The sequence below is a fragment of the Erwinia wuhanensis genome, assembly GCF_030484085.1.
In the GTDB taxonomy this organism is placed as follows: Bacteria; Pseudomonadota; Gammaproteobacteria; order Enterobacterales; family Enterobacteriaceae; genus Erwinia; species Erwinia aeris.
In genome coordinates this window covers 249,622-262,819 of sequence record NZ_JAUJUH010000004.1, presented here as the reverse complement: position 1 = coordinate 262,819, position 13,198 = coordinate 249,622, and the positions used below count along the sequence as shown (strand labels likewise).

At 56.0% G+C, this 13,198-nt stretch carries 10 protein-coding genes; 7 read left to right on the top strand and 3 right to left on the bottom strand.

What is annotated here, in order from left to right; genetic code table 11:
* Positions 1 to 450 precede the first annotated feature (450 nt).
* The 3 genes from tamA to QZH36_RS11800 are packed head-to-tail and all read left to right on the top strand — an operon-like array spanning position 451 to position 6,292.
* The gene (tamA, locus tag QZH36_RS11810; RefSeq protein ID WP_301730372.1) at positions 451 to 2,166 is read left to right on the top strand and encodes an autotransporter assembly complex protein TamA; all 1,716 of its coding nucleotides are present in this window, start codon (positions 451 to 453) and stop codon (positions 2,164 to 2,166) included.
* Complete coding sequence (gene tamB, locus QZH36_RS11805) at positions 2,163 to 5,936, top strand: autotransporter assembly complex protein TamB (RefSeq protein ID WP_301252910.1); 3,774 nt, start codon at positions 2,163 to 2,165, stop codon at positions 5,934 to 5,936. The genes tamA and tamB overlap by 4 nt, the downstream gene beginning before the upstream one ends.
* Positions 5,937 to 5,938: 2 nt before the next feature.
* Complete coding sequence (locus QZH36_RS11800) at positions 5,939 to 6,292, top strand: gamma-glutamylcyclotransferase family protein (protein WP_125290334.1); 354 nt, start codon at positions 5,939 to 5,941, stop codon at positions 6,290 to 6,292.
* 68 nt (positions 6,293 to 6,360) lie between these two features.
* Here the strand turns inward: QZH36_RS11800 and ppa are convergent, their stop codons facing one another.
* Together ppa and fbp are read right to left on the bottom strand one after the other, a co-directional pair.
* Positions 6,361 to 6,888: an inorganic diphosphatase gene (gene ppa, locus QZH36_RS11795; protein WP_125290335.1), complete on the bottom strand. Its 528-nt coding sequence runs from the start codon at positions 6,886 to 6,888 to the stop codon at positions 6,361 to 6,363.
* A gap of 186 nt (positions 6,889 to 7,074) precedes the next feature.
* Entirely contained in the window at positions 7,075 to 8,073 is a 999-nt protein-coding gene (gene fbp, locus QZH36_RS11790) for a class 1 fructose-bisphosphatase (RefSeq protein WP_253455834.1), read from the bottom strand.
* A gap of 169 nt (positions 8,074 to 8,242) precedes the next feature.
* On the opposite strand from fbp, the gene mpl reads away from it, so the two are divergent.
* Positions 8,243 to 9,595: a UDP-N-acetylmuramate:L-alanyl-gamma-D-glutamyl-meso-diaminopimelate ligase gene (mpl, locus tag QZH36_RS11785; protein ID WP_301730296.1), complete on the top strand. Its 1,353-nt coding sequence runs from the start codon at positions 8,243 to 8,245 to the stop codon at positions 9,593 to 9,595.
* Between the two features lie 45 nt (positions 9,596 to 9,640).
* Here the strand turns inward: mpl and yjgA are convergent, their stop codons facing one another.
* Positions 9,641 to 10,183, bottom strand: coding sequence for a ribosome biogenesis factor YjgA (gene yjgA, locus QZH36_RS11780; RefSeq protein ID WP_253455830.1), 543 nt, complete (start codon positions 10,181 to 10,183; stop codon positions 9,641 to 9,643).
* A 162-nt stretch (positions 10,184 to 10,345) separates the two neighbouring features.
* On the opposite strand from yjgA, the gene pmbA reads away from it, so the two are divergent.
* From pmbA to QZH36_RS11765, 3 genes are all read left to right on the top strand, one after another.
* Positions 10,346 to 11,686: a metalloprotease PmbA gene (gene pmbA / locus QZH36_RS11775; RefSeq protein WP_125290339.1), complete on the top strand. Its 1,341-nt coding sequence runs from the start codon at positions 10,346 to 10,348 to the stop codon at positions 11,684 to 11,686.
* A gap of 572 nt (positions 11,687 to 12,258) precedes the next feature.
* Positions 12,259 to 12,627: a tlde1 domain-containing protein gene (locus QZH36_RS11770; RefSeq protein ID WP_125290340.1), complete on the top strand. Its 369-nt coding sequence runs from the start codon at positions 12,259 to 12,261 to the stop codon at positions 12,625 to 12,627.
* Positions 12,624 to 13,055, top strand: coding sequence for a hypothetical protein (locus QZH36_RS11765; protein ID WP_301730295.1), 432 nt, complete (start codon positions 12,624 to 12,626; stop codon positions 13,053 to 13,055). Before QZH36_RS11770 ends, QZH36_RS11765 begins: the two co-directional genes overlap by 4 nt.
* Positions 13,056 to 13,198: the final 143 nt, after the last annotated feature.

Below are 13,198 nucleotides of genomic sequence, written 5' to 3'. Positions count from 1 at the left end.
TGTCATTTTTGGCCTGGGCAGCAGATGAGGAGCAGCTGACCTTCTGTACCTGTGAGCGGCACCGGGCTATCCGTGCCAAAAATGTCTGCGCCATTTGGCTTGGGCAGAAAGACGTTAACTGGCCGCAGCGCGGCCTCTGCCAGAGATTATAGCTGTGGTGAGGATTGCTTACAATTATGGCGCTGCAGGCGAACCGGCGGTGAGATTTATCCGAGTCTGCATTGCAGGCTGATATAGCGTAACATTCCCTCACGATCCATGGTTGTAACCTGGCGATTCTTTGCACACAATAACGCAAATTTCGGCCTTTCAGTGAAAAAGAGCCTCTGAACCCGTAAAAAGTTGCCATGCTTAAGCGGGCTATTTTCAAGATTCAGCAGTTGCGCCCATCTGGAATCCGGGCCGGCAATAAATTCAGGAGTTAGCGTGCCACGAATCCATGTCTATTGCATGTTAGGTCTGATCGCAGCCGTGCCTGCCGCTCAGGCGGCTACGGTGCGTTTGCAGGTCACTGGCCTGTCTGGGGAATTACAAAAAAACGTGCGCGCAAGATTGTCGACCATCGCAAGCGAGGAAGTGACCTCCGATGGGCGTTTCCGCGCGCGCGTCAGCGAAGCGGTTAAGGAAGGACTTAAGGCGCTGGGCTACTACGAGCCGGAAATTGAATTTGAACTGCAGCCGCCGCCTGCGGGCGGCAGACGTCCGGTGCTGCTGACGAAAGTCACGCCCGGCCCGTCGGTGAAGCTGGCGGGCGAAACGGTGATTATTCGCGGTGGCGCGCGCACCGACGAGGATTACCAGACGCTGGTACGCACCGGCAAAGCCAAAATCGGCGGCGTGCTTAACCACAGCGACTACGACAGCTTTAAAAGCTCGCTCAGCAATCTGGCGCTGCGCAAAGGCTATTTTGACGGCGACTACCGCAAAAGCCAGCTGGGCGTTTCCGTCGAGCGGCACGAAGCTTTCTGGGATATCGATTACGACAGCGGTCAGCGCTACCGCTTTGGCGACGTCACCTTTGAAGGGTCGCAGATCCGCGAGGAATACCTGCAAAACCTGGTGCCGTTTAAAAAGGGCGACTACTACAGCTCGCGCGATTTGGCCGAGCTGAACCGCCGCCTTTCCTCTACCGGCTGGTTTAATTCCGTGGTGGTCGCGCCGCAGTTCGATCAATCCCGCAAAAATAAAATATTACCGCTGCACGGCGTGGTCAGTCCGCGTACGGAAAACACCATCGAAACGGGCGTGGGCTATTCCACCGACGTCGGCCCGCGCGTTAAAGCGACCTGGAAAAGGCCCTGGGTAAACTCCTACGGCCACAGCTTTACCACCAGCGCCAATATCTCTGCGCCGGAGCAGCAGCTCGACTTCAGCTATAAAATCCCGCTGCTGAAAAACCCGGTCGAGCAGTATTACCTGCTGCAGGGCGGCCTGAAAAGAACCGACCTGAACGACACCAAATCCGACTCCACCACGCTGGCCGCGTCCCGTTACTGGGAATCCTCTACGGGCTGGCAGCGCGCCATTAATCTGCACTGGAGCCTGGATCACTTTACCCAGGGTAACGTCACCAACACCACCATGCTGATCTATCCCGGCGTCAGCGTTAACCGCACCCGTTCGCGCGGCGGCCTGATGCCCGTGTGGGGCGACTCGCAGCGCTACTCGCTGGATGTCTCCGATACGACCTGGGCCTCGGATATCGATTTCGCCGTGGTGCAGGCGCAAAACGTCTGGATCCGCACGCTGGCGGATAAACATCGCTTCGTGCTGCGCGGCAATCTCGGCTGGATTGAAACCAACGATTTTGAACGCGTGCCGCCTGATTTGCGCTTTTTCGCCGGTGGCGACCGCAGCATTCGCGGCTACAAGTACAAAGGCATTTCGCCGCGCGACGACGATGGCAAGCTGACCGGCGCCTCGAAGCTGGCGACCGGATCGGTGGAATATCAGTACAACGTAACCGGTAAATGGTGGGGCGCGGTGTTTGTGGATTCCGGCGAAGCGGTCAACGACATCAAGCAGAGCAATGTCAAAACCGGCGCCGGTTTCGGCGTGCGCTGGCAGTCGCCGGTTGGGCCGATCAAGCTGGATATCGCCCGTCCGGTCGGCGACAGCGAAGATCGGGACATACAGTTTTATATCGGATTGGGGCCTGAATTATGAGTCGCTGGAAAAAGGTCCTTATTGGCATCCTGATTTTCCTGGTTGTGCTGCTCGGCAGCGTGGCATTTTTAATTGGCACCACCACCGGATTACATCTGGTGCTGAACGGCGCGGCGCGCTGGGTGCCGGGGCTGGACATCAAACAGGTCAGCGGCGGCTGGCGTAACCTGACGTTAAAAGGCGTGCAGTATGAGATGCCTGGCGTGACGGTTAATGCCGGCGAGTTTCATCTGGCCCTGCAGCTGGGCTGCCTGAAAAACAGCGCGTTCTGCGTCAATGACCTTGCACTGCGCGACGTCAGCGTGGTGGTGGACAGCAAAAAGCTGGGGCCGCCCGCGCCGGAAGCGAAAGAGGATGAAGCCTCTTCCGGCGATCTCAGCACGCCGTACCCGATTACGCTGCGCCAGCTGGCGCTGCATAACGTCACGGTAAAAGTAGACGACACGGCGATCTCGCTGGCGGACTTTACCTCTGGCCTCAGCTGGCAGCAGCGCGCGCTGACCTTAACGCCGACCCATATTCAGGGTTTGCTGATTGCGCTGCCGAAGGCGGCCAAAGTGGCCGACGAGCAGGTGGTGCAGCCAAAAGTGCAGCAGCCGCAGGCTAACGAGCCGCCGCTGGGCGAAACGCTGAAGGCGATGTTCGCCAAACCGCTGCTGCCGGATCTGCCTGATTTCAAAATGCCGCTGGATGTAAACGTCCAGCAGATCCTCGGCGAGCAGCTGCGCATTACCGGCGATACCGATATCGCCATCACGCGTCTGCTGGTGAAGGCGCAAACGCAGGATCGCCTGCTGCGTCTGGAAACGCTGGATGTGGATTCGCCGCAGGGTCAGCTCAACGCCAGCGGTCAGGCACAGCTGGCGGATGCCTGGCCGGTGAATTTCAACCTCACCAGCTCGCTTAACGTCGATCCGATCAAAGGCGAGAAGATCAAAATGACCGTCGGCGGCGGCCTGCGTGAGCAGCTGGATCTGGCACTGAACCTTTCCGGCCCCGTGCGGATGCAGCTGAACGCGCAAACGAAGCTGGCCGAAGCGGGCCTGCCGCTGGCGATGACGATGCAAAGCGCGCAGCTGCGCTGGCCGCTGACCGGCGAAACGCAGTATCAGGCCGATAACCTGAACTTCAGCATAAAAGGCAAAGCGACGGACTATGTTATGTCGCTGAAAGCCGCGCTGCGCGGCCAGGCCATTCCGCCCGCCACGCTTACGCTGGACGGCAAGGGTAACGCGGAGCAGTTCTCGCTGGATAAGCTGCGGCTGGCCGCGCTGGAGGGCACCACCGACCTGACGGCGCTGGTGGACTGGAGCAAGGCGATCAGCTGGCGCAGCGAGCTTCAGCTTAACGGCATCAACACCGCCCGGCAGTATCCCGACTGGCCAGCGAAGCTGGAAGGTAAAATCACCACGCGCGGCAGCCTGTACGGCGGCAGCTGGCAAATGCGCGTACCTGAACTGAAGCTGCGCGGCAACGTGAAACAGAATGCGGTTAGCGCTGACGGCTCGCTTTACGGCAACAGCTACAACCAGTGGGATATTCCCGGCATCAAACTGGTGTTGGGCCGTAATAATGTCGATGTTAAAGGCTCGCTCGGCGACAAGCTGTCGCTGGACGCCAATATTGACGCTGAGCATCTGGATAACGCGCTGCCTGGCCTGGGCGGCGTGGCGAAGGGCACCATCAAAGCGCGCGGCGATTTGAAAACCCCGCAGCTGCTGGCTGATTTAACCGCTACCGGCCTCCGCTGGCAGGCGATGAGCATCGCCCGCGTCGCGCTACAGGGCGACGTGAAATCAGGCGAGCAGATCCAGGGCAAGCTGGCGCTGCGCGTGGATCGGCTGAAGCAGGACACGCTGACGGTTAACCGGCTGGATCTGGACGCCAGCGGCGATGAAAAAGCGCACCAGCTGAAGCTGACGGTCAATGGCGATCCGGTTTCCGGCCAGCTCCAGCTGAACGGCAGCTTCGATCGCAGCCAGCAGCGCTGGCGCGGCACGCTGAACAATACCCGCTTCGACACCCCGGTAGGGGAATGGCGCTTAACGCGCGCCATTGCGCTGGACTATCTCAACAGTAGCCAGACGGTCTCGGTTGGCCCGCACTGCTGGCAAAACCCCAACGCTGAACTGTGCGTGCCGCAAACCATCGAAGCCGGCCCGTCCGGCCATGCGAAGGTGACGCTCAACCGTTTCGATCTGGCGATGGTGAAACCTTTCCTGACGGATGAAACCAAACTCAGCGGTGTCTTCAGCGGCGATGCCGACGTCAGCTGGACAGCAGACGGCGGTTTGCCGCAGGGCCGCGTCTCGCTGAAAGGCAACGGCGTGAAGGTCGCGCAGGATGTGGACGGCAATACGCTGCCCGTAGCCTTTGATACGCTGAACCTGAACGCGGCGCTGCGTAACGGTCGCGCCCAGCTCGACTGGCTGATCCGCATCGCTAAAAACGGCCAGCTGGATGGCAACGTGCAGATCGCCGATCCGCAGAACAAACGCGGGCTTTCCGGCAACGTTAATATTAAAAACATCGATCTGACGCTGCTCAATCCGGCGCTGATGCAGGGCGAAAAAGTGGCCGGCGTGCTTAACAGCGCGCTGCGCCTGGGCGGCAGCCTGCAAAAACCGCAGGTCTTTGGTCAACTGGGGCTGAAAAACGTCGATGTTCAGGGCAGCTTTATGCCGGTCGATCTGACCTCAGCCAATCTGAACATGGTCTTTAACGGCATGAGTTCTACCCTACAGGGTCTGATCGAGACGTCTCAGGGGCAGCTGGCGCTCAGCGGCGACGCGGACTGGGCGCAGCTGGACGCCTGGCGGGCGCGTATTGCGGCGAAGGGCAGCAAAATCCGCGTGACGGTGCCGCCGATGATCCGCATGGACGTTTCGCCGGATCTGGAGTTTGAAGCCACGCCGCAGGCGTTTAACCTGAACGGCCGCGTCGATATTCCCTGGGCGCGCGTGACCGTCCAGGAAGTGCCGGAAAGCGCCGTTGGCGTCTCGTCGGATGAAGTGCTGCTGGATGAAAACCTCAAGCCGATTGCGCCGAAAAGCACCTCGATTCCGATCAACAGCAACCTGGTTATTCACGTCGGTAACGACGTGCGTCTGAGCGCCTTTGGGCTGAAAGCGAAGCTGAACGGCGATCTGAAGCTGGCGCAGGATAAACGCGGGCTGGGGCTGAACGGCCAGATCAACATTCCTTCCGGGCGTTTCCATGCCTACGGTCAGGATCTGATCGTGCGTAAAGGCGAGCTGCAATTCTCTGGCCCGGCCAACCAGCCTTACCTCAACATCGAGGCTATCCGCAACCCGGAAGCCACGGAAAATGACGTCACAGCAGGCGTGCGCGTTACCGGTCTGGCCGACGAGCCGAAGGCGGAAGTCTTCTCCGATCCGGCTATGTCGCAGCAGGAAGCGCTCTCTTATCTGCTGCGTGGACAGGGTCTGGACGCGACCGGCAGCGACAGCAGCGCATTAACCTCGGCGCTGGTGGGATTAGGGCTTGCACAAAGTGGGCAGGTTGTGGGTAAAATCGGGGAGACTTTCGGCGTAAGTAATCTCGCGCTGGACACGGCGGGCGTCGGCGACAGCCAGCAGGTTCAGGTCAGCGGTTACGTGCTGCCGGGTCTACAGGTAAAATATGGTGTTGGCATATTTGATTCACTGGCGACCTTAACCTTACGTTATCGCCTGATGCCCAAACTTTATTTGGAAGCGGTGTCTGGTGTAGACCAGGCGCTTGATGTGCTCTATCAGTTTGAGTTCTAGCAATGCGAATAATTGTCTACGGCAGCCTGAGACGCAAGCAAGGCAACAGTCACTGGATGACCAACGGGCAGTGGCTGGGCGATCATCAGATCGACGGCTACGAGCTATATAATCTGGGTCTCTACCCCGGCGTCGTCGCGGGTAGCGGGCAGGTTTACTGCGAGGTCTACCGGGTGGACGCCTCCACGCTGGGCGAGCTGGACGCGCTCAGAACCAAAGGCGGAGAGTATAAGCGCGAGCTGATGCCGACGCCTTACGGCAGCGCATGGCTGTACGTTTATCAGCGTTCGGTAGAGGGCAAGCAGCGGATAGCCAGCGGAGACTGGCTGCTGCGGGATAACCAGGATCCTGCCTGACACGCGTGACATAAATAAAAACACCGCTCACTGAGCGGTGTTTTTTTATCTACTGTCCGGGCGGCGGTTTACTTCTTCGCGCGCTCGAAAGAGGAGATGATTTCAGCTTTCGCCGCTTCAGCGTTGTCCCAGCCTTCCACTTTCACCCATTTGCCTTTCTCCAGCGCTTTATACTGCTCGAAGAAGTGGGTGATCTGCGCACGCAGCAGTTCCGGCAGGTCGTTCACATCTTTGATGTGATCGTACTCTTTGGTCAGCTTGGTGTGCGGAACCGCAACCAGCTTGGCGTCTTCGCCAGACTCGTCGGTCATTTTCAGCACGCCAACCGGACGGCAGCGGATCACTGAGCCTGGCTGCAGTGGGTATGGCGTCGGCACCAGCACGTCTACCGGGTCACCGTCCAGAGACAGCGTGTGGTTGATGTAACCGTAGTTGCACGGATAGAACATCGCGGTAGACATGAAACGGTCAACAAACAGCGTGCCGGAGTCTTTATCTACTTCATATTTGATCGGATCGGCATTGGCCGGGATTTCAATAACAACGTAGATATCTTCTGGCAGATCTTTACCCGCTGGAACCTGGTTTAAACTCATGGTGAATTCCTTTAATCGTCTTAAATCAAGTGACGCTCATTATAGCCAACTGGATATGAAAGTATGCCCCCTTTTTGGGCTTTCAGAATGCTCCAGTACGCTGGCCGATTATTTAACGTGCTGGCAAAGCGCACGCAAAAAAAACAGGGCGATCCGAAGATCGCCCTGTCTGCATAGCCGTCGGCCTTAAGCGTCCGGATATTCGCGCAGGAAACGCTCGGTGTCGTCAACCATATCGGTGTTGCCGACAAAGAACGGCGAGCGCTGATGCAGGGTTTCCGGCACCAGATCCAGAATGCGGTTTTTGCCGTCGCTGGCCTTGCCGCCGGCCTGTTCGGCCAGAAACGCCATCGGGTTGCACTCATACAGCAGGCGCAGCTTGCCCTGTGGGTGGCTGGCGGTGCTTGGATAGAGATAGATGCCGCCTTTCAGCAGGTTGCGGTGGAAATCCGCCACCAGCGAGCCGATATAGCGCGAGGTATAAGGGCGATGGGTCAGCTGATCTTCTTCCTGGCAGAACTTCAGGTATTTCTTCACGCCCTGCGGGAAACGGATGTAGTTGCCTTCGTTAATGGAATAGGTGTAGCCCTTTTCCGGGAAAGCCATTTTTTCCGCGCTGAGGCAGAAAACGCCCAGCGAAGGATCGTAGGTGAAAGCGTGTACGCCACAGCCGGTGGTGTAAACCAGCATGGTAGAGGAACCGTAGACGACATAGCCCGCGGCAACCTGCTGGCTGCCCGGCTGCAGGAAATCTTCTTCCGTTACCGGCGTGCCTGGCGGCGTGATGCGGCGGTAGATAGAGAAAATTGTGCCGACGGAAACGTTAACGTCGATGTTGGAAGAGCCGTCCAGCGGATCCATCAACACCACGTATTTACCGTTCTCAACGCCTTCGAAAATAACGATTTCATCTTCTTCTTCAGAAGCGATACCGGCTACGATACCGCGTGCTTTCAGCGCGGCCTTGAGTTTTTCGTTGGCAAACAGATCGAGCTTCATCTGCTGTTCGCCCTGCACGTTTTCCACGCCGCTGGCGCCCAGAATATCGACCAGCCCCGCTTTGTTGATGTCACGGTGAATGATTTTTGCGCCCAGCTTGATAGCTGAAATCAGCGCCGTCAGTTCACCTGTGGCGTGAGGAAAGTCGTGTTGCTTCTCGACGATAAATTCGCCTAACGTTTTCATAACACAATCCCTGAATCTGCGGTTGAACAGCAGCCTGCGATACAAACTGCCAACGTATGTCGAGGCAGTTTAGCCGAATGAGGGCTAAAGAACATAGGGCAAATTCCGTTTCTTCCGCACGATGAGGACGCTACACTGTGCACCGACCCTTTCAGTAAACGGACCTTTTATGCGTATTCACATCCTCGGTATCTGCGGCACATTCATGGGCGGTCTGGCAATGCTGGCCCGATCGTTGGGTCATGAAGTGACCGGTTCCGATGCCAACATTTATCCGCCGATGAGCACGCTTTTAGAAAAGCAAGGCATTGATTTAATTCAGGGATATGATGCTTCCCAGCTCGATCCCGCGCCCGACTTAGTGATCATCGGCAACGCCATGACGCGCGGCAACGCCTGTGTGGAAGCGGTGCTGGAACGGAATATTCCTTACCTCTCCGGCCCGCAATGGCTGCACGATTTCGTCCTGCGCGACCGCTGGGTGATTGCGGTTGCCGGAACGCACGGAAAAACCACTACGGCGGGCATGACCGCGTGGATCCTGCAGGCGTGCGGGCTGGAGCCGGGCTTTGTCATCGGCGGCGTGCCGGGTAACTTCGACGTTTCCGCAACTTTAGGAAAAAGCCCATTCTTCGTGATTGAGGCGGATGAATATGACTGCGCGTTCTTCGATAAGCGCTCAAAGTTCGTGCATTACTGCCCGCGCACGCTGATCCTGAATAACCTTGAGTTCGACCATGCGGATATTTTCGATGATTTAAAAGCGATCCAGCGGCAGTTCCATCATCTGGTGCGCATCGTGCCGGGTCAGGGACGGATTATCGTGCCGGAGCAGGACAGCAACCTGAAGCAGGTGATAGCGATGGGCTGCTGGAGCGAGCAGGAAAGCACCGGCGAAAACGGCCGCTGGCAGGCGAAAAAGCTGACGCCGGACGCCTCGCATTGGGAAGTCTGGCTGGACGGCGAGCGCGTGGCGGAAGTGAACTGGTCGCTGGTGGGCGAGCACAACATGCATAACGGCCTGATGGCCATTGCCGCTGCACGCCACGTAGGCGTGAAGCCGGAAGATGCCGGTAAGGCGCTGGACGACTTTATCAACGCCCGCCGTCGCCTGGAACTGCGCGGCGAAGCCAATGGCATTAAGGTTTACGATGATTTTGCGCATCATCCTACCGCCATTCTGGCGACCATGACCGCGCTGCGCAGCAAGGTAGGCGGCAGAGCGCGTATCCTGGCGGTGCTGGAGCCACGCTCCAACACCATGAAAATGGGCATCAGCAAAGACGATTTAGCGCCTGCGCTGGGCCGGGCCGATGAAGTGTTTTTGCTGCAGCCGCACCATATTCCGTGGCAGGTCGCCGAAGTGGCAGAGGCGTGCGTACAGCCCGCTCACTGGAGCGCGGACGTGGATACGCTGGTAGAGATGATTGCTAAAACGGCGCAGCCGGGCGACTACATCCTGGTGATGAGCAACGGGGGATTTGGCGGCATTCATCAGAAGCTGCTGGATCGGCTGGCGTAACGGGCCAGCCAGTCGGCGCTGCGGGCAAGCAAACCCGCAGCGTTTTCAGGAGGCTTCGGCCAGCTCGCGCAGATACTGGAAGATCTGGCGGGAAGCTTTCGGCGGCTTATTGGCCGCTTTTTCTTTCTGGGCGTTGCGGATCATCGAGCGCAGCTGCTGACGATCGGCGTTCGGATAAAGCTGTAAAACGTCCGCCATCGCGTCATCGCCTTCGGCAACCAGACGATCGCGCAGCATCTCCAGCTTATGGAACAGCGCAACCTGCTGGTTGTGACGGTTCTTCAGCTTGTCCAGCGCCTGCCGGATAGGATCTTCGTCGCGCGAGCGCAGCATTTTGCCAATCAGCTGCAGCTGACGGCGGCGTCCCTCTTTCTTGATCTTCTGAGCCAGCTCGATGGCGGCGCGCAGATCTTCATCCAGCGGGATTTTATCCAGCGAGTTACCGCTCAGTTCTACCAGCTCGGCGCCCAGGCGCTTCAGCTCTTCGGCATCACGTTTAATTTCACTTTTACTGACCCAGATAATTTCATCATCTTCTTCTTCGTTATCTGGTACATCATCGAGCCAGTCGTCAGGCTGTTTGGTCATGGGAGGCTCCCTAAAAAAGAGGCTAATGCTATCAGGAAACTCAGGCTACTGCGAAATTGTTCGCTGAGTCTGTTAGACTCAGGTAAACCTGAAACCCTGAAGAGTCCGGAAATCTGGTGGCGTATACCCAGAAAAGCCCTCTGTTAATTATATGGTAGGTCGATGAAATTACTCTCCCAAGTTGCAGAACAGCGTAAAACCCTCGAAGAGGCGGTCGCAACAGCACTCGAGCTGGCCAAAGCCAGCACCGATGGGGCGGAAGTCGCCGTCACCAGAACCACGGGGATCGGCGTCAGCACCCGCTACGGCGAAGTAGAAAACGTTGAATTTAACAGCGACGGCGCTTTAGGCATTACCGTTTATCATCAGAATCGCAAAGGCAGCGCGTCTTCGACCGATCTCAGCCCGGACGCCATCGCGCGTACCGTGCAGGCGGCTGTCGATATCGCCCGCTATACCTCCGCCGATCCTTATGCGGGCGTGGCGGATCGCGATCTACTGGCTTTTGATGCGCCGGATCTGGATCTTTTCCATCCCACCGATCTTGATCCTGACAGAGCGATCGAGATGGCGGCGCGGGCCGAGCAGGCTGCGCTCAAAGCCGACAAGCGTATTACCAATACCGAAGGCGGCAGCTTCAACAGCCATATCGGCATGAAGGTCTTCGGCAACAGCCACGGCATGATCCAGGGCTACTCATCCAGCCGCCATTCGATTTCAGCCAGCGTTATTGCCGAAGCTAACGGCGATATGGAGCGCGATTACGCCTACACCATCGGCCGCGCTATCGAAGACCTGAAGTCGCCGGAGTGGGTCGGCGAAGAGTGCGCCCGCCGCACGCTGTCGCGCCTCTCGCCGCGCAAGCTCGCCACCATGAAAGCGCCGGTTATTTTTGCGGCGGAAGTGGCGACCGGCCTGTTTGGCCATCTGGTCGGCGCGATCAGCGGCGGCAGCGTCTACCGCAAATCCACTTTCCTGCTGGATGCGATGGGCAAACAGATCCTGCCGGAATGGCTGACCATCCAGGAGCAGCCACACCTGCGTAAGGGCCTGGCCTCTACGCCGTTCGACAGCGAAGGCGTGCGTACCGAACAGCGCGACATCATCAAAGACGGCGTGCTGCAAACCTGGCTGCTGACCAGCTACTCGGCGCGCAAGCTGGGCCTGAAAAGCACCGGCCATGCGGGCGGCATCCATAACTGGCGCATCAACGGTCAGGGCGACAGCTTCGACCAGCTGCTGAAAAAAATGGGCACCGGCCTTGTAGTGACGGAACTGATGGGCCAGGGCGTTAGCGGCATCACCGGCGACTACTCGCGCGGCGCGGCCGGTTTCTGGGTCGAAAACGGCGAAATTCAGTATCCGGTAAGCGAAATCACTATCGCAGGCAACCTGAAGGACATGTGGCGCAATATGGTCACGGTGGGCAGCGATATCGAAACTCGCAGCAATATTCAGTGCGGCTCCGTGCTGATCCCGGAAATGAAAATCGCCGGACAATAATTCTGGTGGCTTATGTAAGGGAGGCGCAGACTGCGCCTCCCTTTACTTCCCAGCCTGCTACTGATGGTGATGAGTTCTGCCCTGTAAAACCTTAAAATGAAAAGATCTCCGCCACAGTGAGATTTCTGCATGGATTAATATTTGCTTTGGAGGGCTTTAATGAATTTTGATGCTGAAACCGTAAATAAATGCACAAAAAGTGATAGCTATCGTAACTATCAATTTAGAAATCCCGCCAGGCAAAGAATACCAACCATAAAACCTACACTAGCGCCGCTATATAAATATAGAGGCGATGAAATCGCCGGTAAAATAGAAAAAATTAGATAACCTTCCTCATATAGCCTTCACAACCCCGTCGGTTGCCAGGGTTCATGATGCGTAAGTGGCATGCGTAGAAATCCCACCTTGAATCGATAATACGCCAAGTTTATGCAAAATCAATTCTTTTTTGATTGAGGTTATAAGAGGCCTAAATTTTTTGCTGCCGCTATAGAAACGCTTAAGCGATATCTGTTAAGTAATCTTGCTAAGAGGCTTTATAACATGTGAGGTAAACAAGGAGAGTAACAATGGCATGGACGTATAATGTAATGATGAAGACCTTTAAGCGTAACGGGGAATACAAGTTCAGCGCGCTTTATGCTGGTGCTCCGGGCTATAAAGATAATCCTGAGTATGAATGTCTGCGCGATAGAGGCCCGTTGCCCAGAGGTAAATACCGGATCACAGGCGTTCCATTCACACATAAAAAAGCGGGTCGATTCACGCTTCGCCTTGAGCCAGATAAAGGCAACAATATGTGTAATCGGAGTGGTTTTCTAATTCATGGAGAAAGTCAAACGCATCCAGGCGAAGCCTCAAATGGCTGCATCATACTGGATCCAAGGTTCCGTAAAGCAATTTGGGATTCAAAGGATAAGGAGATTATTGTTGAATGAGATATTTTCTTCTCCCCTTAATTATTTGCAGCACCTGTACGCTTGCCGCGCCGGTGCTTGATAATAATTGTAAGTCGCCCATATCAGGTACTGCCATAAGAATGATGGATAAAATGCATGAGGAAATGCATATTGACATTAAGAGCATACCACCCGATGGGGTAACCACGGAATTGCTATTCAACGAACCTGTCTCTGATTTGTTATCACAATACTATGCCGAAAAAACCTATAAAACCGATACCCTTTTATCGATAAGCGATAACAAAGAAATATATTCACAGGATAATCCTGTTAACCTCATAATTAAGTTTACTGTTAAAGATAAGGAGGGAAAAGAGGATATTTTCCTTGTCTCTACCATTGCGAATGATTATGAGTGTAATATAGAATTTAACGGTTATTTGATTGTCAAGCGTGAATTCTGATTTTGCCCCTGTGTCAGCGCGCAGGGGCTTCTCACTATCTGGGAATTTACTTTATGTCTGTTTTATTTCTTAAATAGAGCTAATCTTTCTTTTTTTATTTAAATAATGATTTCGTTCTCCACTACCATAAGCAATTCCTATGG